The sequence below is a fragment of the Pseudomonas sp. LS-2 genome, from assembly GCF_003605735.1.
Taxonomy (GTDB): Bacteria; Pseudomonadota; Gammaproteobacteria; order Pseudomonadales; family Pseudomonadaceae; genus Aquipseudomonas.
On sequence record NZ_QXTJ01000015.1, the window covers coordinates 479,631 to 505,920 of the forward strand.

Annotated in this window: 23 protein-coding genes and 1 pseudogene; 6 read left to right on the plus strand and 18 right to left on the minus strand. The window is 61.2% G+C overall.

Annotation, left to right across the window (positions count from 1 at the left end; translation table 11 throughout):
* Positions 1–30: 30 nt before the first annotated feature.
* The 7 genes from D3M70_RS10525 to pmbA all read right to left on the minus strand — a co-directional run bounded on the left by D3M70_RS10525 (position 31) and on the right by pmbA (position 5,983).
* Positions 31–369 (minus strand): zinc ribbon domain-containing protein YjdM, encoded by a 339-nt coding sequence (locus tag D3M70_RS10525; protein ID WP_256659794.1) that lies wholly within the window; start codon positions 367–369, stop codon positions 31–33.
* A 183-nt stretch (positions 370–552) separates the two neighbouring features.
* The gene (locus tag D3M70_RS10530; protein ID WP_120125692.1) at positions 553–1,440 is read right to left on the minus strand and encodes a ZIP family metal transporter; all 888 of its coding nucleotides are present in this window, start codon (positions 1,438–1,440) and stop codon (positions 553–555) included.
* A gap of 26 nt (positions 1,441–1,466) precedes the next feature.
* Positions 1,467–2,078 carry a superoxide dismutase gene (locus D3M70_RS10535; protein WP_120125693.1) on the minus strand — a complete coding sequence of 204 codons (612 nt, stop codon included), beginning with the start codon at positions 2,076–2,078 and terminating at the stop codon, positions 1,467–1,469.
* Between the two features lies 1 nt (position 2,079).
* Positions 2,080–2,541: a hypothetical protein gene (locus tag D3M70_RS10540; protein WP_120125694.1), complete on the minus strand. Its 462-nt coding sequence runs from the start codon at positions 2,539–2,541 to the stop codon at positions 2,080–2,082.
* 44 nt (positions 2,542–2,585) lie between these two features.
* Entirely contained in the window at positions 2,586–3,962 is a 1,377-nt protein-coding gene (locus tag D3M70_RS10545; RefSeq protein WP_120125695.1) for an aspartate ammonia-lyase, read from the minus strand.
* Positions 3,955–4,350, minus strand: coding sequence for a FagA protein (locus tag D3M70_RS10550; protein ID WP_120125696.1), 396 nt, complete (start codon positions 4,348–4,350; stop codon positions 3,955–3,957). Before D3M70_RS10550 ends, D3M70_RS10545 begins: the two co-directional genes overlap by 8 nt.
* Before the next feature lie 286 nt (positions 4,351–4,636).
* Complete coding sequence (pmbA, locus tag D3M70_RS10555) at positions 4,637–5,983, minus strand: metalloprotease PmbA (protein ID WP_120125697.1); 1,347 nt, start codon at positions 5,981–5,983, stop codon at positions 4,637–4,639.
* A gap of 107 nt (positions 5,984–6,090) precedes the next feature.
* Here pmbA and yjgA point away from each other — a divergent pair, with 107 nt between their 5' ends.
* The gene (gene yjgA / locus D3M70_RS10560; protein ID WP_074755982.1) at positions 6,091–6,612 is read left to right on the plus strand and encodes a ribosome biogenesis factor YjgA; all 522 of its coding nucleotides are present in this window, start codon (positions 6,091–6,093) and stop codon (positions 6,610–6,612) included.
* Positions 6,613–6,730: 118 nt separating this feature from the next.
* On the opposite strand, the gene tldD is transcribed toward yjgA, so the two are convergent.
* The 9 genes and pseudogenes from tldD to D3M70_RS33020 all read right to left on the minus strand — a co-directional run.
* A complete protein-coding gene (gene tldD / locus D3M70_RS10565) occupies positions 6,731–8,170 on the minus strand; it encodes a metalloprotease TldD (protein ID WP_120125698.1) in 1,440 nt (479 codons plus the stop codon).
* Positions 8,171–8,172: 2 nt separating this feature from the next.
* Complete coding sequence (locus D3M70_RS10570) at positions 8,173–9,024, minus strand: carbon-nitrogen hydrolase family protein (RefSeq protein WP_120125699.1); 852 nt, start codon at positions 9,022–9,024, stop codon at positions 8,173–8,175.
* Between the two features lie 310 nt (positions 9,025–9,334).
* Positions 9,335–13,150 carry a YhdP family protein gene (locus D3M70_RS10575; protein WP_120125700.1) on the minus strand — a complete coding sequence of 1,272 codons (3,816 nt, stop codon included), beginning with the start codon at positions 13,148–13,150 and terminating at the stop codon, positions 9,335–9,337.
* 212 nt (positions 13,151–13,362) lie between these two features.
* Positions 13,363–14,820, minus strand: a complete 1,458-nt coding sequence (rng, locus tag D3M70_RS10580) for a ribonuclease G (RefSeq protein ID WP_120125701.1) — start codon at positions 14,818–14,820, stop codon at positions 13,363–13,365.
* Positions 14,817–15,428: a nucleoside triphosphate pyrophosphatase gene (locus D3M70_RS10585; RefSeq protein ID WP_120125702.1), complete on the minus strand. Its 612-nt coding sequence runs from the start codon at positions 15,426–15,428 to the stop codon at positions 14,817–14,819. Before D3M70_RS10585 ends, rng begins: the two co-directional genes overlap by 4 nt.
* A 126-nt stretch (positions 15,429–15,554) precedes the next feature.
* On the minus strand, positions 15,555–16,046 hold the full coding sequence (gene mreD / locus D3M70_RS10590; RefSeq protein WP_120125703.1) for a rod shape-determining protein MreD: 492 nt from the start codon (positions 16,044–16,046) through the stop codon (positions 15,555–15,557).
* Positions 16,046–17,179 (minus strand): rod shape-determining protein MreC, encoded by a 1,134-nt coding sequence (mreC, locus tag D3M70_RS10595; RefSeq protein ID WP_375232945.1) that lies wholly within the window; start codon positions 17,177–17,179, stop codon positions 16,046–16,048. The genes mreD and mreC overlap by 1 nt, the downstream gene beginning before the upstream one ends.
* A 233-nt stretch (positions 17,180–17,412) precedes the next feature.
* Positions 17,413–18,310, minus strand: an 898-nt coding sequence (mreB, locus tag D3M70_RS10600; protein WP_256659795.1) for a rod shape-determining protein MreB, incomplete at its 5' end; no start/stop codon positions are given.
* Position 18,311: 1 nt separating this feature from the next.
* Positions 18,312–18,395 (minus strand): annotated as a pseudogene (locus tag D3M70_RS33020) (hypothetical protein); the annotation flags it as partial.
* Positions 18,396–18,601: 206 nt separating this feature from the next.
* Here D3M70_RS33020 and gatC point away from each other — a divergent pair.
* The 5 genes from gatC (at position 18,602) to D3M70_RS10625 (ending at position 23,436) form a co-directional block, all read left to right on the plus strand.
* Positions 18,602–18,889, plus strand: a complete 288-nt coding sequence (gatC, locus tag D3M70_RS10605) for an Asp-tRNA(Asn)/Glu-tRNA(Gln) amidotransferase subunit GatC (RefSeq protein ID WP_074755999.1) — start codon at positions 18,602–18,604, stop codon at positions 18,887–18,889.
* Positions 18,890–18,904: 15 nt separating this feature from the next.
* Entirely contained in the window at positions 18,905–20,356 is a 1,452-nt protein-coding gene (gatA, locus tag D3M70_RS10610) for an Asp-tRNA(Asn)/Glu-tRNA(Gln) amidotransferase subunit GatA (RefSeq protein WP_120125705.1), read from the plus strand.
* A gap of 11 nt (positions 20,357–20,367) precedes the next feature.
* Positions 20,368–21,813 carry an Asp-tRNA(Asn)/Glu-tRNA(Gln) amidotransferase subunit GatB gene (gatB, locus tag D3M70_RS10615; protein WP_120125706.1) on the plus strand — a complete coding sequence of 482 codons (1,446 nt, stop codon included), beginning with the start codon at positions 20,368–20,370 and terminating at the stop codon, positions 21,811–21,813.
* Positions 21,814–21,949: 136 nt separating this feature from the next.
* Complete coding sequence (locus D3M70_RS10620; protein ID WP_120125707.1) at positions 21,950–22,324, plus strand: septal ring lytic transglycosylase RlpA family protein; 375 nt, start codon at positions 21,950–21,952, stop codon at positions 22,322–22,324.
* 59 nt (positions 22,325–22,383) lie between these two features.
* The gene (locus tag D3M70_RS10625; protein ID WP_120125741.1) at positions 22,384–23,436 is read left to right on the plus strand and encodes a calcium/sodium antiporter; all 1,053 of its coding nucleotides are present in this window, start codon (positions 22,384–22,386) and stop codon (positions 23,434–23,436) included.
* A gap of 134 nt (positions 23,437–23,570) precedes the next feature.
* Here the strand turns inward: D3M70_RS10625 and D3M70_RS10630 are convergent, their stop codons facing one another.
* The gene (locus D3M70_RS10630) at positions 23,571–24,512 is read right to left on the minus strand and encodes an AEC family transporter (protein ID WP_120125708.1); all 942 of its coding nucleotides are present in this window, start codon (positions 24,510–24,512) and stop codon (positions 23,571–23,573) included.
* A 196-nt stretch (positions 24,513–24,708) separates the two neighbouring features.
* Positions 24,709–26,271: an alkaline phosphatase gene (locus D3M70_RS10635; RefSeq protein WP_120125709.1), complete on the minus strand. Its 1,563-nt coding sequence runs from the start codon at positions 26,269–26,271 to the stop codon at positions 24,709–24,711.
* Positions 26,272–26,290 lie beyond the last annotated feature (19 nt).

A 26,290-nucleotide genomic window follows, 5' to 3' on the forward strand; every position in this document is an offset into this window, starting at 1 on the left:
CAGGTCGTGTGACTGCGCGGTGCTCGCGCATCAGCCCTTCTTCACAAACTCGGACTTCAGCTTCATCGCACCGATGCCGTCGATCTTGCAGTCGATGTCGTGATCGCCGTCAACCAGACGGATGTTCTTGACCTTGGTGCCGACCTTGACCACCAGCGACGAGCCTTTGACCTTGAGGTCTTTGATCACGGTCACGGTGTCGCCGTCCTGCAGAGTATTGCCGACTGCATCCTTGATGATTTTCACGTCATCGCCTGCGTCAGCGGCGCCGTCGGCGGACCACTCGTGGGCACATTCCGGGCAGACGCGCTGAGCGCCGTCTTCATAGGTGTATTCGGAATTGCATTTCGGGCACGGCGGTAAGCTCACGGCGGATCTCGCATCAGAATGAATAGGCGCAGGATTATAAGGGTTTTTCTGGATACGTAACGCACGCAAATCAATGTAGGAGCGCGCTTGCCCGCGATAGCGGTGTGTCTGTCGGAGCAGTTGGGACAGGCACACCGCCATCGCGGGCAAGCGCGCTCCTACAGGTTGTCGGTCTGTTTCGCGTTACGCCAACGCCGTATCCATCACCATCATCAGACAGAACCCGACCAGCAGCCCGAAGCTGGCGATCTTGTCGTGCCCGTTGCGGCGAGATTCCGGGATGATCTCGTGGGTCACGACCAGTAGCATTGCACCGGCGGCCAGTGCCAGTCCGAGCGGCAACAACAACGCGGCAATCTCCACCAGCCAGGCACAGAGCACGGCAAACACCGGTTCGACCAGGCCAGACGCCGCTCCGATCAGAAAAGCGTTCAAACGAGACATGCCCGCAGCGGCGAGCACCAGTGCGATCACCAGCCCTTCTGGCACATCCTGCAACGCGATGCCCATGGCCAGGCTGTCAGCGTGCGCCAGACCGCCGCCGGCCGAGACACCCACGGCCATGCCTTCCGGAATGTTGTGGGCGATGATCGCGATGACGAACAGCCAGATATTCGAAGGGATCGCCGGTTTTTCGCTGACATCCGACAGCTGCGGCCCCCGGGAAACCAGCGTGTCGACGACGAACAAGCCGACAGCGCCAGCCAGAATGCCGAAACTGATCAGCGCACCCGCGCCCCACTGCGAAAAGCCCAGACCTTGAGCAGCGCTCAGACCCGGCACGATCAGCGAAAAGGCCGTCGCCGCGAGCATGATGCCCGCGCCGAAACCCAGTAACCCGTCGGACACCGCCACGGGCATGCCGCGAATCACCAGCACTGGAACTGCGCCGAGGGCCGTGCCCAAGGCGCACAATGCTCCGCCTTCCAGAGCCCTCAACATGCGCGGTTCGAGGCTCAACCACGAAAGCCCCTGAGCGATGAGCAGCCCGGTTCCGGCCAGTAATAGAATCGAACCGATGGCCAGTCGAAACAGGCGTCCGCTGCTGATGGTGAGGAAATCCGAAGGCATAGATCGTCTACTTCTCGTGAGGGGATTTAAGCCAGCGCAGCGGCATAGCGCTTGGCAACTTCATCCCAGTTCACGACGTTGTAGAACGCGGCGATGTATTCCGGGCGACGGTTCTGGTAGCGCAGGTAGTAAGCGTGCTCCCAGACGTCCAGACCGAGGATCGGCGTGTTGCCGTTCATCAACGGGCTGTCCTGGTTGCCGCTGCTTTCCACGACCAGTTTCTTTTCCGGGGTCACGCTCAGCCAGGCCCAACCGCTGCCGAAGCGGGTCAGCGCAGCCTTGGTGAACGCTTCCTTGAAGGCTTCGATACCGCCCAGTTGCTCATCAATCGCCTTGGCCAGCTCGCCGCTTGGCAAGCCACCGCCTTTGGGGCTCATGACGTCCCAGAACAGCGAGTGGTTGGCGTGACCGCCACCCTGATTGATCACCGCTGGACGCAGTTTTTCCGGCAGTTGCCCGACGCTGGCGACCAGTTTTTCGATTGGCCATTCAGCGTATTCGGTGCCATCGACGGCGGCGTTGAGGTTGTTGATGTAGGTCTGGTGGTGTTTGGTGTAGTGGATCTCCATGGTCTGCGCATCGATGTGCGGTTCAAGGGCATCGTAAGCGTATGGCAAGGCAGGCAAGGTATACGGCATATCAATGGACTCCAAAGGACAGTGTGCCGGCGGTAGCGGCGTTGCGCTGAAGCGCCGAGCGTGAGTGTTCGCCGCTGCTGTTGAGCAGGCGATGGGTACGTGGGTATTCACCGTGTTCGTTGATGAAGCCCAACAGTTCGCTGTAGGTCTTGTTGCTGTGACGGAACGCGGCCTGACGCAATGCAGGCGTCAGACGCGGGTTCTGGATCACTTGCAGCAGGCGTTGATGCGCCGCGCAGAGATACTCGGCGCTCTCCTCCGGCTGATGCAGGCTCAGGTGCAGATCGGCCAGGTTGTGATGGGAAATCACGAACGCCGCCACCGCCTCGTCGGGGTCGTTCCAGCGCTCCAGCAGCACCTGCGCGAGGGCCAGGGCTTGCAGATAGAGTTCGCGGGCGTCGATCAGGTCGCCACGGTTGAAACAGCTATTGCCTTTCAGAATGGTGCTTTTCCAATGCTCCATGGCGTGCCCTCCACAGGCGCTGAGGTGAACAGAAACGCGGGCGGTCAGATGCCGCCGGCAGTGAGTTTTTCCGGATTGAGCAGGGTTTCCAGCTGGGTCCGATCAAGGTCGGTGTGCTCCAGCGCGACGTCGATGATCGGCCGGCCTTCCTTGTAGGCGGTCTTGGCGATCTCGGCGGCCTTCTGATAGCCGATGATCGGGTTCAGCGCGGTGACCAGAATCGGGTTGCGCGACAACGCCTCCTTCAACTTCGCTTCGTTGACCTTGAAGGTCGCGATGGCCTTGTCCGCCAGCAAACGGCTGGAGTTGGCCAGCAACTCGATGCTCTGCAACAGGTTGTGGGCAATGATCGGCAGCATCACGTTCAGTTCGAAGTTGCCCGACTGACCGGCAACGGTGATCGCAGCGTCGTTGCCAATCACCTGTGCAGCGACCATGGCGGTGGCTTCCGGAATCACCGGATTGACCTTGCCCGGCATGATCGACGAGCCCGGCTGCAGGCCTTCCAGCTCGATTTCCCCCAGCCCTGCCAGCGGGCCGGAGTTCATCCAGCGCAGGTCATTGGCGATTTTCATCAGCGACACGGCGGTCGCCTTGAGCTGGCCGGACACGGCGACGGCGGTGTCCTGCGAGCCGATCAGCGCGAACAAGTCCTTGCCCGGTACGAAACCAACGTTGCTCAGACGGCTCAGTTGCGTGGCGAACCGCGAGGCGAATTCAGGGTGTGCGTTGATGCCCGTGCCGACTGCCGTGCCGCCCTGCGCCAACGCTTGAAGGCTCGGCAACAGGTTTTCGATGTGCTCGACATTGGCCTTGAGCTGCTGAGCCCAGCCGTTGAGCACCTGGCTCATGCGCACGGGCATGGCGTCCATCAGGTGCGTACGGCCGGTTTTGACGTAAGGGTGAACCTGCTCGGCTTTCTGCTCTACGACCTGAATCAGGTGCGCCAGCGCTGGCAGCAACTGCTCGTGAATCGCCAGGGCGGCGCTGACGTGAATGGTGGTCGGGATCATGTCGTTGCTGCTCTGGCCGCAGTTGACGTGGTCGTTGGCGTTCACCGGCTCACCCAGCACGCGGCTGGCCAGGGTCGCGATCACTTCGTTGGCGTTCATGTTGGTGCTGGTGCCGGAACCGGTCTGGAACACGTCCACCGGGAAATGGGTCATGTAATCGCCCGCCAGCAGTTCCTTGCAGGCCGTGACGATGGCTCTGCTCTGGCCTTCTGAAATCTGTTTCAGCTCAAGATTGGCCTGTGCGGCCGCGGCTTTTGCCAGCAGCAGCGCGCGCACGAACTGGCTGGGCATGCGCAACTGGCTGATCGGGAAGTTGTTCACCGCACGCTGGGTCTGCGCGCCGTACAGGGCCTCGGCCGGGACCTGCAACTCGCCCATGCTGTCGCGTTCAATACGGGTATTACTCATCGGTAGATCCTTGCATCAGTTCAGCGAGAGAAATCGAAGGCTGCAATACGCAGGTCGCCAGCTGGTGCGAGCAAGCCTGCCAGCGCTGGCGTTGAAAGGAGGAATGAGCGAGGGCCTGCATGTCCCGCAATGGGCGCCAGGCCTGATCGAGACAAAGACAGCGCCAATGCCAGGGCAGCGCGGTGTCCCGGGCTGTGTCGACCAGCAGCCGGAATGTGCTTTCGGCGATCAGGGTTTGGGGCGTGGCGGTGAAGCGCGCCAGATAGCGGCCTTCCGCCAGGTAATGTTCAATGACACGTGGCTCGTCGGGATCCAGGGCACAGCGAATCCGCAGACTCAGCGCACGCCAGTTTTCCAGATACGGCGGCTCGTGCAGAACAGTACCCATGACCGAGGCTCACTTAGCGAATGATATTCATTATTAAATGAGTTTAAGAATCAAAACAACCCCGACATTTGGGTTTTGGGTCGAGGAAAGGGTCGCGAAAGTTGCTAGCGCCCATCATTCGGATCGGCAACTCTATCCTCGGTAGCAGTCCGGCTTGCCGGCGGTGGCGTCGTTGGAATCGTTACCGCCGGCAAGCCGGACTGCTACAGGGACCGAGTGCGTTTCGAAGCCCAATAAAAAGGCCTGCACATGGCAGGCCTTGGGTGACACCGGACTCAGGGAAGCATCAGCTCCCGGCCACCATCATCTTCTCGATCAGCACGGAGCCGGTGCGGATGTTGCTGCGCATCTCCAGATCGCTGCCAACGGCGACGATTTGCTTGAACATGTCCTTCATGTTGCCAGCGATCGTCACTTCCTGAACGGGGAACTGGATCTCGCCGTTCTCAACCCAGAAGCCCGCTGCACCGCGCGAATAGTCGCCGGTGACCATGTTCAGGCCGCTGCCCATCAGTTCGGTAACCAGTAGCCCGCGCCCCATGCGACGGATCAGCGCTTGCTGATCCTCAGTGCCATGGGAGACGAACAGGTTGTGAACGCCGCCCGCGTTCGCGGTGCTAGGCAGGCCCAGCTTGCGGCCCGAGTAGGTGCTGAGGATGTACGAGACCAGATCGCCGTTTTCGACGAACGGCTTGGCGTAGGTCGCCAGGCCGTCACCGTCGAACGCCGAACTGCCCATGGCGCGCATCAGGTGAGGACGCTCGTCGATGGTCATCCATTCCGGGAACAGACGCTGACCGATTGCACCTTCAAGGAAGGACGACTTGCGGTACAGGTTGCCCCCGGAAATCGCCCCCAGGAAACTGCCGAACAGACCGCCAGCCAGCTCCGCCGAAAACAACACCGGCACTTCACAAGTGGGCACAGGACGCGCACCCAAACGACTCGCCGCGCGCTCGGCGGCTTTCTTGCCAATGAGTCTGGCATCCATCAGCAAATCGCCCTGACGATTCACGTCGTACCAGTAATCGCGCTGCATCTGGCCGTCTTTCTCGGCGATCATCACGCAGCTCAAGCTGTGGCGAGTCGACGCATAACCGCCGATGAAGCCGTGGCTGTTGCCGTAGACGCGGCAGCCCTGATGCACATTCAGCGTGGTGCCATCGGCGTTCTTGATCAGGCTGTTGGCGTCGAACGCGGCAGCTTCACAGATCAGCGCCTTCTCGATGGCTTGCTCGGGCGTGATATCCCAAGGGTGGAACAGGTCGAAATCCGGCTGATCCTTGGCCATCAACGCCGCATCGGCCAGGCCCGAACTTTCGTCTTCGGAGGTGTGTTTGGCGATGGCGAGCGCTGCGGCGACCGTCTCGCGAATCGCGTCAGGGCCACTGGCCGAGGTGCTGGCCGAACCCTTGCGGTGGCCGACGTACAAAGTGATGCCGAAGCCCTGGTCACGGTTGAACTCTACGGTTTCGACTTCGCGTTGGCGAACCGATGTCGACAGCCCCTGCTCCAGCGATACGGCGACTTCGCAGGCCGTCGCGCCCTGACGCTTGGCTTCGGCGACGATCTGTTCGACCTGTTGTTGCAGTGCCGGCAAGGCCTGTGGGCCGACGCTTTCTGATGCACTCATGACTTTCTCCATCAAATTCTGATTTCGGCAGTGACCGAATACCGACTGGGCCGGACAACTGGCCCCTGACTGGTTATCATGGCGGCGTTTATTTGCGGACGGCCCCCATGGTTGATTCTTACGACGACTCCTTCGACGGAGAGAAAAGCAAAACCCAGATCAAAAAAGAGCTTCACGCTCTGGTGGATCTGGGCGAACGCTTGACGACATTCAAGCCCGATGTGCTGGCCAAGCTGCCTCTGACCGACGAATTGCGTCGGGCGCTGGCCGATGCTCCCAAGCACACCGCGCACATCGCGCGCAAACGCCACATCTCATTCATTGGCAGGCTGATGCGCGATCAGAACCTGGATGAAATCCTGGTCCTGCTCGATCAGCTCGATGCCTCCACGCGCCAATACAACGAGCGCTTTCACAATCTGGAACGCTGGCGCGATCGCCTGGTGACCGGTACCGACGACGTGCTCGAACAGTTCGTCAATGAGTACCCGGAAGCCGACCGTCAGCAACTGCGTTCGTTGATCCGCCAGGCTCAACACGAGGCCAAGCAGAACAAGGCCCCGACCGCGACCCGCAAAATCTTCAAATACATCCGCGAGCTGGACGAAACCAAGCGCGGATTGCGTTAAACCTGCCGCGCCCCTGTAGGAGCGCGCTTGCCCGCGATGGCGGTGTATCAGCCGACATCAAGGCGTCTGGCCTGACGCTATCGCGGGCAAGCGCGCTCCTACAAGGCATCGTTCCTTCTTACGACCCTGTACCACCTACGGTGATCGCATCGATCTTCAAGGTCGGCTGCCCCACACCCACCGGCACCGATTGCCCATCCTTGCCGCACGTCCCAACGCCGCTGTCCAGCGACAGGTCGTTGCCCACCATCGACACCCGACTCATGCACTCCGGACCATTGCCGATCAACGTCGCGCCCTTGACGGGGGCCGTGATCTTGCCGTCTTCGATCAGGTAGGCTTCGCTCGTGGAGAACACGAATTTGCCGCTGGTGATATCCACCTGACCGCCGCCGAGATTGGCGCAGTAGATGCCCTTCTTCACCGATTTGATGATTTCTTCCGGATCGCTCTCGCCGCCCAGCATGTAGGTGTTGGTCATGCGCGGCATCGGCAGGTGCGCATAGGATTCGCGACGACCGTTACCGGTGCGGGCAACCCCCATCAGGCGCGCGTTGAGCTTGTCCTGCATGTAGCCCTTGAGCACGCCATTTTCGATCAACGTGGTGCACTCGGTTGGGACGCCCTCATCATCGACGCTCAGCGAGCCACGACGGTCAACCAATGTGCCGTCATCAACGATGGTGCAGAGTTTGGAAGCAACCATTTCACCCATGCGACCACTGTAGGCTGAGCTGCCTTTACGATTGAAGTCGCCCTCCAGACCATGGCCGACCGCTTCGTGCAGCAGCACGCCGGACCAGCCGGAACCAAGCACTACCGGTAGGGTGCCAGCCGGAGCCGGAATCGCCTCCAGGTTGACCAGCGCCTGACGCAGCGCTTCCCGGGCATAGCCCATGGCGCGGTCTTCGGCGAGGAAATAACGGTAATCGGTACGCCCGCCGCCACCATGGCCGCCACGCTCGCGACGACCGTTCTGCTCGACGATGACGCTGACGTTGAAGCGCACCAGAGGGCGTACATCGGCCGCCAGCCCGCCATCGGTCGAAGCCACCAGAATGCGCTCCCAGACACCGGCCATGCTCACGGTGACCTGCTGAATGCGCGGATCCAGCGCTCGGGTCGCAGCGTCGACACGCTTGAGCAACTCGACCTTTTCGGCGCGGGTCATGACCTCCAGCGGGTTATCCGGTGCGTACAGCTGGGCGACGTCTTGCGTGGTGAACGCCTGAACCCGACCGTTCTGGCCCGCACGGGAAATCGAGCGTGCAGCACGCGCGGCCTGAGTCAGGGCTTCCGGGGTAATAGCGTTGCTGTAGGCGAAACCGGTTTTCTCACCCGATTGCGCACGCACGCCGACCCCCTGATCGAGGTTGAAACTGCCTTCCTTGACGATGCCGTCTTCCAGCGCCCAAGACTCGGAAATCTGGCCCTGGAAATACAGGTCGGCGGCGTCGATCCCGGGACCGGCAAGCTCCCCCAGCACCGATTGCAGGCTATCGATGCTCAGGCCGCCTGGCGCCAGTAGGTGTTCACTGACAGAGGACAAGTCGCTCATATTCACTCCGGGGTGTTAGCAGGCCGCAAGGCGTCCTGCGAAAAAAATCGCCGGTGATTGGATACCGGCATTCGCGCCCGTATGGACGCTTGTTCTTCACTGTCTCTTTCGGCCAGCAGCACGGCTTCACCCTGTGCCTGCTCGGCCAGCACGCGGCCCCATGGATCTACGATCGCCGCGTGCCCAAAGGTTTCCCTCGGCCCCGGATGAACCCCGCCTTGCGCGGCCGCCAGCACATAGCACTGGGTTTCGATGGCTCTCGCGCGCAGCAGGATCTCCCAGTGCGCCGCGCCGGTCACGGCGGTAAAGGCCGACGGCGCGGTAATCAATTCGGCGCCTGCTTCACGCAGGGCTGTGTATAACTCGGGAAAGCGCAGGTCGTAACAGACCGTCAGTCCCAGCTTTCCCACCGGTGTATCGGCCACCACGACATTGCTGCCGTGAGCATAGTCATCGGATTCGCGGTAACGACCCCGGGCATCCGCTACGTCCACATCGAACAGGTGCAGCTTGTCGTACCGTGCCACTTGCTGACCTTGATCATCAACCAGCAGCGAGCACGCCGTGACCTTGCCCTGCGGTTGACTTTCAGGCGGCAGCGGCACTGTCCCGGCGACAATCCATAACTTGAGGTCACGAGCGGCAAGTTTCAACCATGGCAGGATCGGACCTTCGCCCAATGCCTCTGCTCGACCGATGGCAGCGATGTCGCGACGGCCCATGGCTGCGAAGTTCTCCGGGAGCACCGCAAGCTTTGCGCCGGACGCCGCAGCCTGTTCAAGCAGGCTGCGCGCCCGGGCCAGGTTGCCCTCGACGTCGCTCTGGCTGACCATCTGAATCACTGCGAAGGACATACATGCTCCTTGATCGATAGGCTTCGTACTCTACTCCAAGCGCAGAGATTGAGCTTGCCCGGAACGCGATTTGAAGGCCTTTCGCGATCTGCTTCTGCCGAAGGCGTGGGAGCTGGCTTGCCTGCGATCTGGCGCGCAGCGGCAGTGAAACCTGTACACGCGGCGCATCAACCACATCGAGTTGTAAGGTTTCGCTACTGCTTCGCAGTAGATCGCAGGCTAGCCAGCTCCCACGCCTCCGACAGAAACGGGATTGCAGCGCGATTCCAGCGTTTGATTCTGGCCGTAGGCCGCCGGAGTGCCAGCCCGCTCACTGCGGTTTTTCGAATGGCTTGTCGAAGGTGATTTTAGGCTCTTTCCACGGTCCTTCGACCTTGTACTGCACGCTGGCGAAACGCGACACTCGGTCCCCCAGCAGCTTGTCGACCAGAAACAGCGCCCCGCCAATTGCCGGTGCGCCTACGATCAACGCGGCAATCGGCAGGTTGTTGGTCACCGGCAGCGTCACCAGCAGCTTGGCATCGACGCGGTCACGCACCATGTCCAGCGTGCCATTGAGTTCAAGGTTGCTCGACGGCCCGATCAAGGTAATCGGATCGCGGGTCACGTAAACCCCGTCACTGGCCACCAGTAATCCCTTGACCCGGTCATAACTCAAGCCTTTGCCGAGCAAATCGGAGAAGTCCAGGCGCAAGCGACGGCCAATGGAATTGAAGTTGAGCAGGCCAAACACGCGCAGCGCCTGGGCGCCGCCCTCCACTTCGACGAACTGGCCGCGCTTGAGGGTCGCATCGAGGCTCCCGGAATAGCGCTTGAGGCCAACCCACGCGGGCGAACCCGGCCAGCGTCCATCGACGTTCAGCTCGAACTCCTGACTCGTCACGGTAGGCGCAAAGCCCCAAGCCTGCAGCACGTCAGCCAGATTCTTGCCAGTCACCTGCCCCTTGATCCAACTGCTGGTCGCCCCTGGCGTACCTTCCCAGCCACCGCTGCCCTGCAGCAACATGCCCTTGAGGCCCATGCTCATGTCTTGCATCTGAATCCCGGTTGGCGTTGGGCGTACTTTCAGCGACCAGGCACCGACCAGTTGATCACCCTGAAACAGCTGTGTGATCTTGATGTTCATCGCCGGAATGTTGCGCGGATCGACATCAGCCAAAGGATCGGGGGCGTTCTCCACCACCGTGGCATTCGGGTCCGGTGCAGGCAACTTCACGAACAGCAGGCTGATGTCGGCAGGCGTGGCCTTGTTATCGGGCAGCATCGCGGTGCCCTTGATTTTCGAACTGTCCAGCGCCAGTCCCCAACTGGCGTCGTTGCGCTTGAGCTGCACGTCGGCCTGTTCGAGGGTCGTCCCCATGGCGGTCAGCTTGCCGATCTGCAGATCCACGCTGTTGACCAGTTGTTTCGCACTCCCGCCCGGATCCTTGCCGACGTAGCGCTCAACCATGGCCTGCCATGGCGCGATGTCCAGCTCGGGCAACGACCCACGGACGCGCAAGCCCTTGGCGTCCGGCACAATCGCGCCGCCCTGCCCCAGGTAGAGCTCGCCTCGACCATCGGCGAAGTTTGCCGGCGGTGACGCGAACGCGAAGTTCGCCAGATTGCCGTATCCGACGGTGATCCGCCGCTCGGGGCCTTGCAGATTCATACGAAAATCCGTGTCCCGTGTCTCGTCGGCAGTCTTGCCAAACGGCGCAGGCAGGTCGACGTTCACGCCTTTGAGATTCGAGTCGATGCGCAACTGGTTGTCGCCATTGGTAAGCGAGATCTCCAGTTGATACGGCAGATCGCCCGAAACGGGCAGCGGCTGAGTGACGTTCAGCCAATCGGTCAGGCGCTTGGTCGCAATCTGGCTGCTGGCCGTGATACGGGTCACCGGCGCGCCCGGCTTGCCTTCGGCGAATATCTCGGCGCTGATCGGTTTGTCGAACGCCGTGGCCCGGATGTTCTTGCCACTCAAGCCCTTTGCGTAATCGAAACGGAAGTTGCCCTTGAGCTGGGTCAGGTCCAGCACCGGATCCGACAGACGCAGGCGTGCGCTATCGGTGTTGAAATCCACGACGACCTTGGGCTCTTGCCCCTTCACCAACGGGACGTCGAGATTGATGTGACCTTGCAGCGGCCCCTCGGCTTGCCAGCCGGCGAACGTCTGACCGGTGCCAATGGGCGCCTCCTGCAGAATCTTCATGCCGTCCTGCAGGCTGCCGTTGAAGTCGCCATCCACAAACAGATGGCTGGGCTGGCCGGGCGGCGTATGGGGCACATCCACGGCAACGTTACGCACCTGGGTCCCGAGCAATTGGCCCTTGCTGGCCCGAACGCGAACGCCGCTGTTCTCGACGAACACATCGCCATCCACGCCAGTCAGTTGCGGCCAGCCCGGCTGGAACGCCAGATTGGCGTTCTGCACCTTGAAGAACAGCGTGATCACCCGCGCCACGTCCGGCGCGTCGTGGTTGATCGAACCCTGATACTGGAAGAAGCCTTGCTTCACGTCACCGCTCAATACCGCTGTGCGCAGCCATTGATCGACGCCGGGATTGAGCATGGCAGGCAGGTATTTGGACGTGTACTTGCCATCGCCATCGACCATGCCCACGCGCAGGTCCAGGTAGTCTTCCTGATCGTGGTTGAAATGCAGGCGAATCAGGAAGTCGCTGGCAATCTTGCCTTCGTCGCCCTGTACCTTGATGTAGGGGGCGATGAGCGTGAAACCCTGATCGTCGAGGGCATAAGTCAGGCGCGCCTCGGCGTGGTTGTAGCGCCACTCATTCTTGAAGATCGGGTCCAGATGCAGCATGAAATCGTCGGTGTTGAGGCGTAGTTCGCCCTGTCCCAAATCACCGCTGACCGCACCGCTGACGTTTCCGGCAGCCGGTGCGCCGTGATAGGCGTCAAAGCCGAGTTTGTCCAGATTGGCAGCGAAACTCACGCGTTTCGGGCCTTGCGCCTGAGGACGGTAATCGAGCAACAGATTGCGCACACCCCCTGTGAAGTTCAGGTGATTAAGGACCACCATGAGCTTGTCAGGCAGGGGCGCAAGGGAATCGAGCAGCGGGGTGATCGGCGTCAGGTCCATCCGGTCCGCCTGTACATGCCAGAGCTCTTCGCTGTCGGAAGTCGCCGCTGTCTGCTTCAGTTGAATCCGGCTTTCCCAGCGCTTGCTGGCGATGTCCATCCCCAGTGAGTCCAGCGAGAGGGTGAACCCCTTGTCATCGCGCTGAAACCACGCATTGAGTGCCAGGTTGTCGATCTTCGAAACCTTGTGATCGGCATAAGCCCCATGAAACTGCGGGGCGTTGAATCGAGCAACGGCGGTTTGCAGATTCCTCTTGCCCCAGGTCATCCAGAATTCGCCACCGGCCTTGAACGCGTCGATCTTCCAGTCGCGGGTCAGGCTTTGGGGCAGCCACTTGGACCAGTCGCTTTGCGGCAGGCTCAGATACGCCTCGGCCTCACCGTCACGCCAGGCGCTAGCTTGCACTCTGGAGCGCACATTGACCGAAACCGGTTGACCGTCCGGCAGGGTGACACGCGCATCGAGGCGCTGGTGCAGGCTGCCGGTTTTCAAGGTCATGCTGACGTAGGTCAGCGTCAGCGGCGCCTGGTCGTAGGGTTGCAGCGTGATCTGGCTGTCGAACAACGACAGTTGGGAGATCATCTGCATCTGCTTGAGGGTCTGCTCGGGGTCGAACGGTTTGTCGTCCTGAACCGGCAAGCCCTGCAATGCCCAGTGACCGTCCTTGTCTTCCTTCAGACCCAGTTGCAGGCCATCGACCTCAAGACGGGAGATTCGCACCTCACGGGTCGTAATGCTCGCCCAGAGGTCGGGCACTGCGCGCACGTGATCCAGGCGAACGGTGTTGGCGCCCTGCCCGACCATCACGTCCCGCGCAACGAAAATCGGCGAAAACCCGCTCCAGCTGCCTTCCAGCCGCCCGACGCTGACGGGCATACCGACCGCTGCCTGAGCCTTGGCCTCAACGTCGGCACGGTATTCGGCAATCATGGGCACCAACTGGCGCCCCACGCTGACGTAAAGCGCGACCAGCACGACAATCAGCGCGCACAGGCTCAGTCCCCATCGTGTCAGGGTCGAGAGAAAGCGTGTCAGACGCTCCATGGCGCAACGCCTCCGTGCAGAGAGACCGCAAATGGCGACCGGCTCATTCGTCCCGAAGTGAAATGGGGTGCTGATGCTGGTACGTCCGGGAATTGCTCATTCGCCACGCATAGATCTCTTTGAAGGGCATCCTTGCCGTCGGCCCGATGTCGGGCTTGATTTGCCGTGCTCAACAGCCACGCGGTGCTCTGTGTCTGCGCCGTTGAGCACACTCAGAGCAGTACAACGTCATATTGTTCCTGCGAGTACATGGTTTCGACCTGAAAACGAATGGTCCTGCCGATGAACACCTCAAGCTCGGCCACGTTCCCGGACTCTTCGTCGAGCAGACGATCGACCACTTTCTGGTTCGCCAACACCCTATACCCAAGCGCCTGATAGGCACGGGCTTCGCGCAGGATCTCGCGAAAGATTTCGTAGCAAATGGTTTCAGCGGTTTTCAGCTTGCCTCGTCCCTGACAGCTGCTGCACGGTTCGCACAGGACTTGTTCAAGGCTCTCGCGGGTTCGCTTGCGGGTCATCTGCACCAGCCCCAGCTCGGTGATGCCGATGATGTTGGTCTTGGCGTGATCGCGTTCAAGCTGCTTTTCAAGCGTGCGCAAGACCTGGCGCTGGTGCTCGCCGTCTTCCATGTCGATGAAATCGATGATGATGATCCCGCCGATGTTGCGCAGGCGCAGTTGCCGAGCGATGGCCGTCGCGGCTTCCAGATTGGTCTTGAAGATCGTTTCTTCGAGGTTGCGATGGCCAACGAACGCGCCGGTGTTGACGTCGATGGTGGTCATCGCTTCAGCCGGATCGATCACCAGATAGCCCCCGGACTTGAGAGGCACCTTGCGCTCAAGGGCTCTCTGGATTTCATCTTCGACGCCGTACAGATCGAAGATCGGCCGCTCACCCGGATAGTGCTCAAGACGGTCAGCGATTTCCGGCATCAGCTCGGAGACGAACTGCGTGGTTTTCTGAAAGGTTTCCCGCGAGTCGATGCGGATTTTCTCGATTTTCGGATTGACCAGATCGCGCAGGGTGCGCAGCGCCAGCCCCAGGTCTTCGTAAATCACGCTGGCCGGGCTGATGGTCTTGATCTGCTCGCCGATCTGATCCCACAACCGACGCAGGTAGCGGATATCCATCATGATCTCATCGGCGCCGGCGCCTTCAGCGGCCGTGCGCAGGATGAAACCGCCCTTCTCCTTGATGCCTTCTTTCGCCACGCAATCGCTGACCACCTGCTTGAGGCGCTCGCGCTCGGCTTCGTCTTCGATTTTCAGGGAAATCCCGACATGCGCCGTACGCGGCATGTACACCAGGTAGCGCGAGGGGATGGAAAGCTGGGTCGTCAGGCGTGCGCCTTTGCTGCCGATCGGGTCCTTGGTGACTTGCACCACCAGACTCTGGCCCTCATGCACCAGAGAACTGATGGTTTCGACCGCCGGGCCTTCACGCATCGATATTTCCGAGGCATGAATGAACGCGGCACGGTCCAGACCGATGTCGATGAACGCGGCCTGCATGCCGGGAAGCACGCGCACCACCTTGCCTTTGTAGATATTGCCGACGATCCCGCGACGCTGGGTCCGCTCGACGTGAACCTCTTGCAGAACCCCGTTCTCAACGACGGCCACGCGCGACTCCATCGGCGTGATGTTGATCAGAATTTCTTCACTCATGGCTTTTCACCTTCCAGGCATTGCCAACAGGGTATGCCGAAACGCTGAAGAATTTCTGCGGTTTCGCACAGCGGCAAACCCACGACCGCAGAGTAACTGCCGGTCAGGTTTTCCACGAACACGGCGCCAAGACCCTGAATGCCGTAACTGCCCGCTTTGTCGCACGGCTCGCCACTGGCCCAGTAGGCGCGGGCTTCTTGGGTTGTGATCGGACGGAAACGCACCCGGCTGCTTACCATGCGGGTTTCGCAGTGCTGTTCGTCGACCACGGCGATGGCGGTCAGGACCTCGTGTTCACGATTCGACAAGGCGGCGAGCATCGCCAGCGCGTCGGCCTCATCCACGGGTTTGCCCAGAATGCGGCCGTCGAGGACCACAGCGGTATCGGCACCCAGCACGCACGCAGTCGGGTAAGCGGGGTCATTGGCGAGCTGCAGCAGGCCGGCATCGGCCTTGCCACGGGCCAGACGCTCTACATACGCAGCAGGGGTTTCATCTTTGAGCGGGGTTTCGTCGATCTCCGCACTGAGCGTGGTGAACGGCACACCAATCTGTGCGAGCAGTTCACGACGGCGCGGGGAGCCGGAGGCGAGAAGAAGTTGTGGCATGGGACGTCTCCGTGTCATTGATCACAAGCTTAGGCGAACCTCAAGGCCGTGGGGCCTGGTCCTGTAGCAGTCCGGCTTGCCGGCGGTGGCGCCATTGAAAGCGCCAACCGTTCGAAGCCCTTCGGCTTAGTTGATCTTCAAACGCAGGCGCAGTCCGCGCAGGCCGTAACTGACCCACGGCCAGAGCAAGGCACTGACCAGAGCCGGTAAGACCAGTGCGAGCGTCGGCTGGCGGTTACCGGTCAGCGCGCTCAGCCACAGTTGTACCAACTGCGCCAGACCGAAGATCACCAGAATGACCAGACATTGCTGCCACATCGGGAACATTCGCAGGCGCTGTTGCAGCGACAGCACCAGAAAGGTGATCAGCGTCAGAATCAATGCGTTCTGCCCCAGCAGCGTGCCGTACAGCACATCCTCGGCCAGACCGAGCATCCACGCGGTGACCATGCCGATCTTGTGTGGCAGGGCCAACGCCCAGAACGCCAGGAGCAGCGCGAGCCAGAGCGGACGAAAGATTTCCATGAATTGAGGCAGGGGCGAGACGCTGAGCAGCAGGCCGACAGCAAAGGTCAACCAGACCACCCAGCCGTTTCTTGCGGGGGCGTGACGAGCCATTATTCTTCCCTCTGGCCAGTTGTCGCAGGGGCGGCAGCCGGCGTGGCCGGTTTCGGCGCTGCGGGCTTGGCCGGTGGCTTGGCGGGCGGTTTGCTCGCGGCGGGTCTGGCGGGTGTGGCAGCAGGTGCCGCGGCGGGAGCAGTCGTGGTCGCAGCAGGCGCTGCCGGCGCGCTGTGACCGGTCGCAGGCTTGGGCACGGTCGCAGGCACCACGGGCTTGTTCGGTGTAGCAGCAGGCGCGGCGCCAGGCACTGTAGCCGACGGCACCGCGGAAGGATCTGCGGCCTGACGGTCCAGCGACTCCTGTTGCTGCGCCGCGTCGGCAGCGCGCTCCTCGGGGGAGCGCCCGTCGGAGAACACCAGGAGTAGATATCGGCTGCGATTCAGTGCGGCAGTCGGCACGGCGCGAACGATGGCGAATGGCTGACCGGAGTCGTGGATGACTTCCTTGACCGTCGCCACAGGGTACCCGGCCGGGAAGCGCTGTCCCAGACCGGAACTCACCAGCAGATCGCCTTCCTTGATGTCGGCGGTGTCGGCGACATGGCGCAGCTCAAGTCGCTCCGGGTTGCCGGTGCCGCTGGCGATGGCGCGCAGACCGTTGCGGTTCACCTGTACCGGAATGCTGTGAGTGGTGTCGGTCAAGAGCAGCACGCGAGAGGTGTACGGCATCAACTCGACCACCTGCCCCATCAGACCGCGTGCATCGAGCACCGGCTGTCCCAGCACCACGCCGTCGCGCTCACCCTTGTTGATGATGATGCGGTGCGTGAAGGGGTTGGGGTCCATGCCAATCAGCTCGGCGACCTCGACCTTCTCGTTGACCAGCGCGGAGGAGTTGAGCAACTCGCGCAGACGCACGTTCTGTTCGGTCAGGGCGGCGAGCTTTTGCAGGCGGCCTTGGAGCAGAAGGTTTTCGGTCTTGAGTTTTTCGTTCTCGGCGGCGAGTTCGGTGCGGCTGCCAAACTGACTGGCAACGCCCTGATACAGACGCTCGGGCAGGTCGGCGATCCAGTAGGACTGCATCAGCACCAGTGACATCTGACTGCGAACGGGTTTGAGCAGGGTGAAACGCGCGTCCACGACCATGACGGCCACAGACAGGACGACCAGCACCAACAAACGAACGCCCAGCGATGGGCCCTTTGAGAAAAGCGGTTTAATGGGCCGCTCCTTCCAGGGATGCTTGTGTTTGGCTGTTCTTATTCATGCGACATGAAACCGGCCTGGTGCGGATTGACGGAAATACGGAGTGACAGACTTGCAGCATCAAGCTCTCAATACAACAGCAGGACGTCAACAGGTCAGACACAAACGGGCAGCGCCATAAGCGCCACCCGGTCGACATCATGGGGCAATCCGGCGACTTATTCGCTGGAGAGCAGGTCCATGGTGTGCTTGTCCATCATTTCCAGCGCACGACCACCGCCACGAGCGACGCAGGTCAGCGGGTCTTCGGCAACGATCACCGGCAGACCGGTTTCCTGTGCCAGCAGTTTGTCCAGGTCACGCAGCAACGCGCCGCCACCGGTCAGGACCAGACCGCGCTCGGCGATGTCCGATGCCAGTTCTGGCGGAGATTGTTCCAGAGCGCTCTTGACCGCCTGAACGATGGTTGCCAGCGATTCCTGCAACGCTTCCAGCACTTCGTTGGAGTTCAACGTGAAGGCGCGTGGAACACCTTCGGCCAGGTTACGGCCGCGTACGTCGACTTCACGTACTTCACCGCCCGGGTAGGCAGTACCGATTTCCTGCTTGATGCGCTCTGCGGTGGATTCACCGATCAGGCTGCCGTAGTTGCGACGCACGTAAGTGATGATCGCTTCGTCGAAACGGTCGCCACCCACGCGTACGGATTCGGCGTAAACCACACCATTCAGGGAGATCAGGGCGATTTCAGTGGTACCACCACCGATATCGACGACCATCGAACCACGGGCTTCTTCGACCGGCAGGCCGGCACCGATGGCGGCTGCCATGGGCTCTTCGATGAGGAAAACTTCACGCGCACCGGCACCCAGGGCCGATTCACGGATGGCGCGACGCTCGACCTGGGTGGATTTGCATGGAACGCAGATCAACACACGAGGGCTAGGTTGCAGGAAGCTGTTTTCGTGAACCTTGTTGATGAAGTACTGGAGCATTTTTTCGCACACGCTGAAATCGGCGATGACGCCGTCTTTCATCGGACGAATGGCAGCGATGTTGCCCGGGGTACGGCCCAGCATACGCTTGGCTTCCATCCCGACAGCAACGACGCTCTGCNCTCACGCACGTAAATAAGGGTGTTGGCAGTGCCCAGGTCGATGGAAAGATCGCTGGAAAACATGCCACGCAGTTTCTTGAACATGGGAAAGGGACCCTAGGGAACGCGTGGGTAAAAAAGTGCGGCAAACTCTAACAACGACAGGGATTTTGGGCAAGGAGCCAATATGCTAAATTGGCGGTTTTCCGAGCACTACCCTCGACGTTCGCGGCCTTATGACCGTTGAAAGGGCGTAGTGTTCCGCAATCTGACGTACGGTCCATTCCGCACGCCTTCCACTGGAGAACCCCATGGCGCTTGATCGCTCCGACGTGGAAAAAATCGCTCATCTGGCCCGACTGGGACTCAATGACGCCGATATCCCGCGTACTACCGAAGCACTGAACAGCATTCTAGGGCTGGTCGACCAGATGCAGGCGGTCGACACCACCGGTATCGAACCCCTTGCGCACCCGCTTGAAGCGTCGCAACGCCTGCGTGAAGACGTGGTCAGCGAAGCCAATCATCGCGATTCCTATCAAGCCATCGCACCAGCGGTCGAAGACGGCCTGTATCTGGTTCCGAAAGTCATCGACTAAGGGAATGAGCCTGCAATGCATCAAATGACTCTGGCAGAGATCGCTCGCGGACTCGCCGACAAAAAGTTTTCCTCCGAAGAGCTGACCCGCACGCTGCTGGCGCGCATCGCCCAGCTGGACCCGCAGGTCAACAGCTTCATCTCCGTCACCGAAGACCTGGCCATCACCCAGGCCCAGGCCGCTGACGCCCGCCGTGCCGCAGGCGAAACCGGTGCCCTGCTGGGCGCCCCGCTGGCGCACAAGGATCTGTTCTGCACCAAGGGCATCCGCACCAGCTGCGCCTCGAAGATGCTCGACAACTTCAAGGCGCCGTACGATGCCACCGTAGTGGCCAAGCTGGCCGCAGCGGGCACCGTGACCCTGGGCAAGACCAACATGGACGAGTTCGCCATGGGTTCGGCCAACGAGTCCAGCCACTATGGCGCGGTGAAGAACCCGTGGAATCTTGCGCACGTACCCGGCGGTTCGTCCGGTGGTTCGGCTGCCGCGGTTGCCGCTCGTCTGTTGCCTGCCGCAACCGGCACCGACACGGGTGGTTCGATCCGCCAACCGGCTGCGCTGACTAACCTCACCGGGCTGAAACCGACCTACGGGCGCGTGTCGCGCTGGGGCATGATCGCCTACGCGTCGAGCCTGGACCAGGCAGGCCCCATGGCGCGCACCGCCGAAGACTGCGCCCTGCTGCTGCAAGGCATGGCCGGTTTCGACATCAACGACTCCACCAGCATCGACGAGCCCGTGCCGGATTACAGCGCCGGCCTCAATGGCTCGCTGCAAGGCCTGCGCATCGGCGTGCCCAAGGAATACTTCAGCGCAGGGCTCGACCCGCGCATCGCCGACCTGGTGATGGCCAGCGTCGAAGAGCTGAAGAAGCTCGGCGCCGTGGTCAAGGAAGTCAGCCTGCCGAACCTGCAACACGCGATCCCTGCTTATTACGTGATCGCTCCGGCCGAGGCCTCCTCCAACCTGTCGCGTTTCGACGGTGTGCGCTTCGGCTATCGCTGCGAAGACCCGAAAGACCTGACCGACTTGTACAAGCGCTCCCGTGGCGAAGGCTTCGGGCCTGAAGTGCAGCGCCGGATCATGGTCGGTGCCTACGCCCTGTCTGCTGGTTACTACGATGCGTATTACCTGCAAGCGCAGAAGATTCGTCGCCTGATCAAGAACGATTTCATGAACGCATTCGCTGAAGTCGACGTGATCCTGGGTCCGACCACGCCGAACCCGGCCTGGAAGATCGGCGCCAAGAACGCCGACCCGATCGCCGAGTACCTGGAAGACTTCTACACCATCACCGCGAACCTCGCGGGCCTGCCGGGTCTGTCGATGCCTGCCGGTTTCGCCGACGGTCTGCCGGTTGGCGTGCAATTGCTGGCGCCGTACTTCCAGGAAGGCCGATTGCTCAACGTCGCTCATCAGTACCAGCAAGTCACTGATTGGCACACCCGCTCGCCGGCCGGCTTCTAAGGAGAAAACACATGCAATGGGAAGTCGTCATCGGGCTGGAGATTCACACCCAGCTCACCACCCAATCGAAGATTTTCTCCGGTAGCGCCACCACGTTCGGTTCCGAGCCCAACACCCAGGCCAGCCTCGTCGACCTGGGCATGCCGGGCACGTTGCCAGTGCTGAACAAGGAAGCCGTGCAGATGGCGGTCAAGTTCGGCCTGGCGATCGACGCCGAGATCGGCCAGCACAACGTGTTCGCCCGCAAGAACTACTTCTACCCGGACCTGCCGAAGGGCTATCAGATCAGCCAGATGGAATTGCCTATCGTCGGCAAGGGCCACCTGGACATCACCCTGGAAGACGGCACCATCAAGCGCATCGGCGTGACCCGCGCCCACCTTGAAGAAGACGCCGGCAAGAGCCTGCATGAAGACTACAGCGGCATGACCGGCATCGACCTGAACCGCGCCGGCACGCCTCTGCTGGAAATCGTCTCCGAGCCGGACATGCGTTCGGCCAAAGAAGCGGTCGCCTACGTCAAGGCCATGCACGCTTTGGTTCGCTATCTGGGTATCTGCGACGGCAACATGGCCGAAGGCTCGCTGCGTTGCGACTGCAACGTTTCGATTCGCCCGAAAGGCCAGGTCGAATTCGGCACCCGCTGCGAGATCAAGAACGTCAACTCGTTCCGCTTCATCGAGAAGGCGATCAACAGCGAGATCCAGCGCCAGATCGACCTGATCGAAGACGGTGGCAAGGTCATCCAGCAGACTCGCCTGTACGACCCGAACACCAACGAAACCCGTGCCATGCGCAGCAAGGAAGAAGCCAACGACTACCGTTACTTCCCCGATCCTGACCTGCTGCCGGTGATCATCGAGGACTCGTTCCTGGAAACCACTCGCGCCAGTCTGCCGGAGCTTCCGCCGCAGAAACGCGAGCGATTCCAGTCGCAATTCGGCCTGTCGCTGTATGACGCCAGCGTGCTGGCTTCCAGCCGCGAACAGGCGGATTACTTCGAGAAGGTGGTGAGCATTGCCGGCGACGCGAAGCTTGCCGCCAACTGGGTCATGGTCGAACTGGGCTCGCTGCTGAACAAGCAAGGCGTGGAGATCGATGAATCGCCGGTCAGTGCCGAGCAACTGGGCGGCATGCTGCAGCGCATCACCGACAACACCATCTCCGGCAAGATCGCCAAGATGGTCTTCGAAGCCATGGCCAATGGTGAAGGCAGTGCCGATGAGATCATCGAGAAGCGCGGCCTGAAGCAAGTGACCGACGCTGGCGCCATCGAGTCGATTCTGGATGACATGCTGGCAGCCAATGCCGAGCAGGTCGAACAGTACCGCGCCGCCGATGAAGCCAAACGCGGCAAGATGTTCGGCTTCTTCGTCGGCCAGGCGATGAAGGCGTCCAAAGGCAAAGCCAACCCAGGCCAGGTCAACGAGCTGCTGAAGCGCAAGCTGGAAGGTTGACAGCGACGCCACACCTGTAGGAGCGCTTGCCCGCGATAGGGTTCTGTCAGCGATGAATCGGCTGGCTGACACGAACTCATCGCGGGCAAGCGCGCTCCTACTGGTGACTTCCAATCGAATCAAAGGACTGTGACCCATGTGGCGGCTCCTCGGCGCTTGCGCCCTGCTCTCTCTACTGGCTGGTTGCGCCAGTGAAGGCATCATCGATCCACACGGCTACAACGCCACCGGCGGCGCGTCGTATTACGGCTCTCGCCATCAAGGCAAACGCACCGCCAGCGGTGAACGTTTCAACCAGAATTCCCTGACCGCCGCCCATCGCCAACTGCCGTTCGGCACCCGCGTGCAGGTCACCAACCTCGATAATGATCGCAGGGTCGTCGTGCGCATCAACGATCGCGGCCCGCACACTCGTGGCCGGATCATCGACGTATCCCGCGCAGCCGCCGAACAATTGGGTATGCTGCGCAGCGGAACCGCCCAAGTGCGGGTACAAGCCCTCGACGACTGACCCTGACCCATTCAAAGGTGCCCTGAATTCTCTCGCTCTCGACCTTGCCCCTGCCGACGCTGATTGAACTGATCGGCGGACTGCTGCTGATGATCATCGGTGCCGAACTTTCGGTGCGTGCCGCCGTGGTGCTGGCTGCGCTGCTGAAAACCCGCCCGCTGTTTCTCGGCCTGACCGTGATCGCGCTGGGCAGCAGCGCGCCGCAAATGGCCGTCGGGCTGCAAGCCGCCCTCAACGACAGCACGGACATCGCCGTGGGCAGTGTGATTGGCAGCAATATTTTCAACATCCTCGTCACGCTGGGACTGTCGGCGCTGATCATTCCTCTGCGCGTCGCGCGGCAGTTGGTTCGGGTCGATCTGCCGCTGATGATCGGCGCCACGGCCCTGGTCGCCGCACTGGCGTGGAACGGGGTGCTGAGCGTCATGGACGGGGTGATTCTGCTCATCGGCATGGCCTGTTATCTGGCCGTAGTGATACGCCAGTTCGCTCATGGCGTTCGGCACTCCGCGACCCCGGATGCCCCCATGCGGCGCAAGACCTGGCCCATTCTAGGCCGGCTGGCAATGGTGTCCTGCGGCCTGGTGCTGTTGATTCTGGGAAGTCACTTGCTGGTCGGTGCAGCCGTCGTCGTCGCTCAGGATCTGGGGCTGTCGGAGCGCGTCATTGGCCTGACCGTGATCGCTGTCGCCACATCGCTCCCGGCGCTGATGACTTCACTGGTCGCAGCTTTGCGTGGTGAGCGGGACATTGCGGTGGGCAATATCATCGGCAGCAACCTGTTCAACCTGCTGGGCGTGCTCGGGATCACATCGCTGATCGCGTCCGGCCCGCTGTCGATCTCACCGAACGCGCTGGATTTCGACCTGCCGGTGATGCTGGGCGTGGCCGTCCTGTGTCTGCCGCTGTTCTACTCCGGGTATCGAATCACCCGGCTGGAAGGCCTGCTCTTGCTGGGGCTGTATGCGGTGTACGGGCTGCACATCGTCTCGTTCACCACCGGCATGCCGCTGGCCGACCGGCTGGAACGGCTGATGATTCACTATGCGCTGCCGGTGCTGGGGGTGTGCGTTCTGATCGGGACAGTCAGGACGTGGCGTCGGCAGCATTGATTCAATATCTGCCAGGATTTTGTGATCAGTAGGAGCGCGCTTGCCCGCGATTGCATGATGTCAGCCAACAAATGAGGTGCTGACCCACCCCATCGCGGGCAAGCGCGCTCCTACGGCTGATGCGCCCTCAGGATCTAAATCCACCCGCCCCACTGCAGAATGAACACTCCGATATTGGTGGTCACTGCCGCCGCCAGCGTGGTCATCACGATAATCGACGCAGCCAGTTCGTGGTTCCCCTCAGCCGCCCGAGCCATGACGAAACTGGCGGACGCTGTCGGGGCGCCGAAGTACAGGAACAGAATCCCCAATTCAGCATGCCGGAAGCCCAGCAGCCAGGCGCCAATGGTGCAGATCAGCGGCAGCCAGACCATCTTCATCATGCTCGCGCTGACCGCCAAGGTGCCGCTTTCGCGCAATGATTTCAGCGACAGCGTGCCGCCGATACACATCAACGCCAGCGGCAGCGTCATCTGCGCCAGGTAGCTGCCGGAAGTGTCGAGCCATTTGGGCAGGCCGATGCCGAAATAGGCGAAAGGCGTAGCCGCGACGATGCTGATGATCAACGGGTTGGCCAGGACGCTTTTGCAGATGCTCCACGGATCGGATTTGATCACCGGGCTGTAGACCGCCAGCACCACGGTGGAGAGCGTGTTGTAGAAAAGGATCACCAGCGCAGCGAGGATTGCGCCGAGGGAAATCCCATAGTCGCCGTACATGCTGGCGGCCAGCGCGAGGCCGATGACGCCGTTATTGCCGCGAAACGCACCTTGCACGTAGATCCCGCGTTCCACGAAAGGCACGCGATAGATCGCCCAGCCCCAGACCAGCGCAAAACCCAGCAGCGTGGCGACGATGAAGTAGATCAGCACGCCAGGTTGCAAGGCCGCATGCAGGTCAGCGTGGATGATGCCGAGGAATAGCAAGGCTGGCATCGTGCAGTTGAACACCAGCGAGGACGCGGTGTGAATGAAGCTGTCGTTGATCCAGCCAACACGTTTGAGCAGCACGCCCAGAAACAACATGGCGAATACCGGTGCGGTGATGTTCAGGGTTTCCCAAAAAATTGCCAGCATGCACGCAAACCCTGAGCCGTCGTTAGGTAGCTAATGATAGGCCAGCAGGCGGCTAAGTGTTACCGGCAATTGCACAGTGGTCGTACAACTTGTGGAATAAATCCTGTGGGAGTGAGCTTGCTCGCGATGCAATGTGCTCATCACCCCTTGGGGTGCAGACAGATTGCAATCGCGAGCAAGCTCACTCCTACACAGATCAGGTGAGAGACGCCGGTTGCAGTTTTTTCTCAAACACCGACACCCCATCCAGATCCCGCAGGGTCACGGTCATCTCGCCGCTTTGCCCGTCGATATTCACCTCGCCAAAAAACTGAAACCCGGCAAAGGGCGAAGTGTTCTGCGCCGGCGGGGCTTTCTGAAACACAAGTTCAGGGCCAAAAGTCTTGTCCAGCGTGTTGGGCCCATAACTGCCCGCGTTCAACGGCCCGGCGACGAACTCCCAGAACGGGTCGAAATCCTGGAACACCGCCTGTTCGGGGTGATAGTGATGGGCGGCGCAATAGTGCACATCAGCCGTCAGCCAGACCGTATCGCGAATCTTCTGCTGGCGCAGAAAGCCGAGCAGTTCGGCGACTTCCAGCTCTCGGCCTTTCGGCGCGCCATTGTCGGTGTTGGCGATGGCTTCCCAACGCATCACACCGGGGCTGACCTCACCATCCGGCACACCGAGACCAATCGGCATGTCGGCCGCAATGACTTTCCATTGAGCCCTGGATGCCTTCAGCTCGCGCTTGAGCCAGTCCAGTTGTTCACGACCGAGAAACGCCGTAGTCGGCCCCGGCGTCTCGGCCAGGTTGGCGTCGTTGCCATCGCGATAGCTGCGCATGTCGAGCACGAACACGTCGAGCATCGGCCCATAATTGAGCTTGCGATACACCCGCCCGCCGTTGTCGGCACTTTGCAGACGCATGGGCGCGTATTCGAGAAATGCCTGACGCCCCCGAGAGGCCAGCAGCTGGATGTCCTTGACCTTGTAGCGGTCATCCAGCTGTTTGCTCGGCGACCAGTTATTGCTCACTTCGTGATCGTCCCACTGCCAGATCTGCGGAACCTCGGCATTGAAACGACGCAGGTTTTCGTCCATCAGGTTGTAGCGATAGGCACCGCGGTATTCATCCAGGGTTTCGGCGACCTTGCTCTTCTCTTCGGTGGTGATGTTGTGCCAGATGCGCCCGCTCTCCGTGACCACCTCGGCGGGCACCGGGCCGTCGGCGTAAATGGTGTCGCCACTGTGGATGAAAAAGTCCGGCAGGCGCAGGCGCATGGCTTCGTAGATGCGCATGCCGCCGATGTCGGGATTGATGCCGAAACCCTGACCCACCGTATCGCCACTCCAGACGAAGCGGATGTCGCGACGGGTTTGCGGCACGCTGCGCAGATGACCGAACCAAGGTTCGCTGGCGACGCCGGTCTGGGCATCTTCGAAAAATACCCGATAGAAAATCGCCTGATCGGTGGGCAGTCCGGTGAGTTCAACGCGGGCGGTGAAATCGGTGCGCTGATCGGCAAGCAACGAGACGGTACGGCGCGGGTTGCTGAACATACTGCGAGTGTCCCACTCGACCACCATCCGCGACGGGCGATCGCTGCGGCTCCAGACCATCGCGCGATCCCCCTGCAAGTCGCCGGACTGCACGCCATCGGTCATTTTCGGGCGGTCCTTGACCGAAGCGATGACCGCAGGCGCCAGGCCCGGGAGAAGCAGTCCGGCGCCAGCGGCTTGAATGATGCGACGGCGTGTCAGGTCGAACGGGGTCATTTTTATCCTCCTCAGGCAA

What these genes read in the sequence shown, in the direction of transcription:
- D3M70_RS10530 (WP_120125692.1), bottom strand. Translation starts at nt 1,440, where the DNA reads ATGCCTTCGGATTTCCTCACCATCAGCAGCGGACGCCTGTTTCGACTG.
- D3M70_RS10535 (WP_120125693.1), bottom strand. Translation starts at nt 2,078, where the DNA reads ATGCCGTATACCTTGCCTGCCTTGCCATACGCTTACGATGCCCTTGAA.
- D3M70_RS10540 (WP_120125694.1), bottom strand. Translation starts at nt 2,541, where the DNA reads ATGGAGCATTGGAAAAGCACCATTCTGAAAGGCAATAGCTGTTTCAAC.
- D3M70_RS10545 (WP_120125695.1), bottom strand. Translation starts at nt 3,962, where the DNA reads ATGAGTAATACCCGTATTGAACGCGACAGCATGGGCGAGTTGCAGGTC.
- D3M70_RS10550 (WP_120125696.1), bottom strand. Translation starts at nt 4,350, where the DNA reads ATGGGTACTGTTCTGCACGAGCCGCCGTATCTGGAAAACTGGCGTGCG.
- pmbA (WP_120125697.1), bottom strand. Translation starts at nt 5,983, where the DNA reads ATGAGTGCATCAGAAAGCGTCGGCCCACAGGCCTTGCCGGCACTGCAA.
- yjgA (WP_074755982.1), top strand. Translation starts at nt 6,091, where the DNA reads ATGGTTGATTCTTACGACGACTCCTTCGACGGAGAGAAAAGCAAAACC.
- tldD (WP_120125698.1), bottom strand. Translation starts at nt 8,170, where the DNA reads ATGAGCGACTTGTCCTCTGTCAGTGAACACCTACTGGCGCCAGGCGGC.
- D3M70_RS10570 (WP_120125699.1), bottom strand. Translation starts at nt 9,024, where the DNA reads ATGTCCTTCGCAGTGATTCAGATGGTCAGCCAGAGCGACGTCGAGGGC.
- D3M70_RS10575 (WP_120125700.1), bottom strand. Translation starts at nt 13,150, where the DNA reads ATGGAGCGTCTGACACGCTTTCTCTCGACCCTGACACGATGGGGACTG.
- rng (WP_120125701.1), bottom strand. Translation starts at nt 14,820, where the DNA reads ATGAGTGAAGAAATTCTGATCAACATCACGCCGATGGAGTCGCGCGTG.
- D3M70_RS10585 (WP_120125702.1), bottom strand. Translation starts at nt 15,428, where the DNA reads ATGCCACAACTTCTTCTCGCCTCCGGCTCCCCGCGCCGTCGTGAACTG.
- mreD (WP_120125703.1), bottom strand. Translation starts at nt 16,046, where the DNA reads ATGGCTCGTCACGCCCCCGCAAGAAACGGCTGGGTGGTCTGGTTGACC.
- gatC (WP_074755999.1), top strand. Translation starts at nt 18,602, where the DNA reads ATGGCGCTTGATCGCTCCGACGTGGAAAAAATCGCTCATCTGGCCCGA.
- gatA (WP_120125705.1), top strand. Translation starts at nt 18,905, where the DNA reads ATGCATCAAATGACTCTGGCAGAGATCGCTCGCGGACTCGCCGACAAA.
- gatB (WP_120125706.1), top strand. Translation starts at nt 20,368, where the DNA reads ATGCAATGGGAAGTCGTCATCGGGCTGGAGATTCACACCCAGCTCACC.
- D3M70_RS10620 (WP_120125707.1), top strand. Translation starts at nt 21,950, where the DNA reads ATGTGGCGGCTCCTCGGCGCTTGCGCCCTGCTCTCTCTACTGGCTGGT.
- D3M70_RS10630 (WP_120125708.1), bottom strand. Translation starts at nt 24,512, where the DNA reads ATGCTGGCAATTTTTTGGGAAACCCTGAACATCACCGCACCGGTATTC.
- D3M70_RS10635 (WP_120125709.1), bottom strand. Translation starts at nt 26,271, where the DNA reads ATGACCCCGTTCGACCTGACACGCCGTCGCATCATTCAAGCCGCTGGC.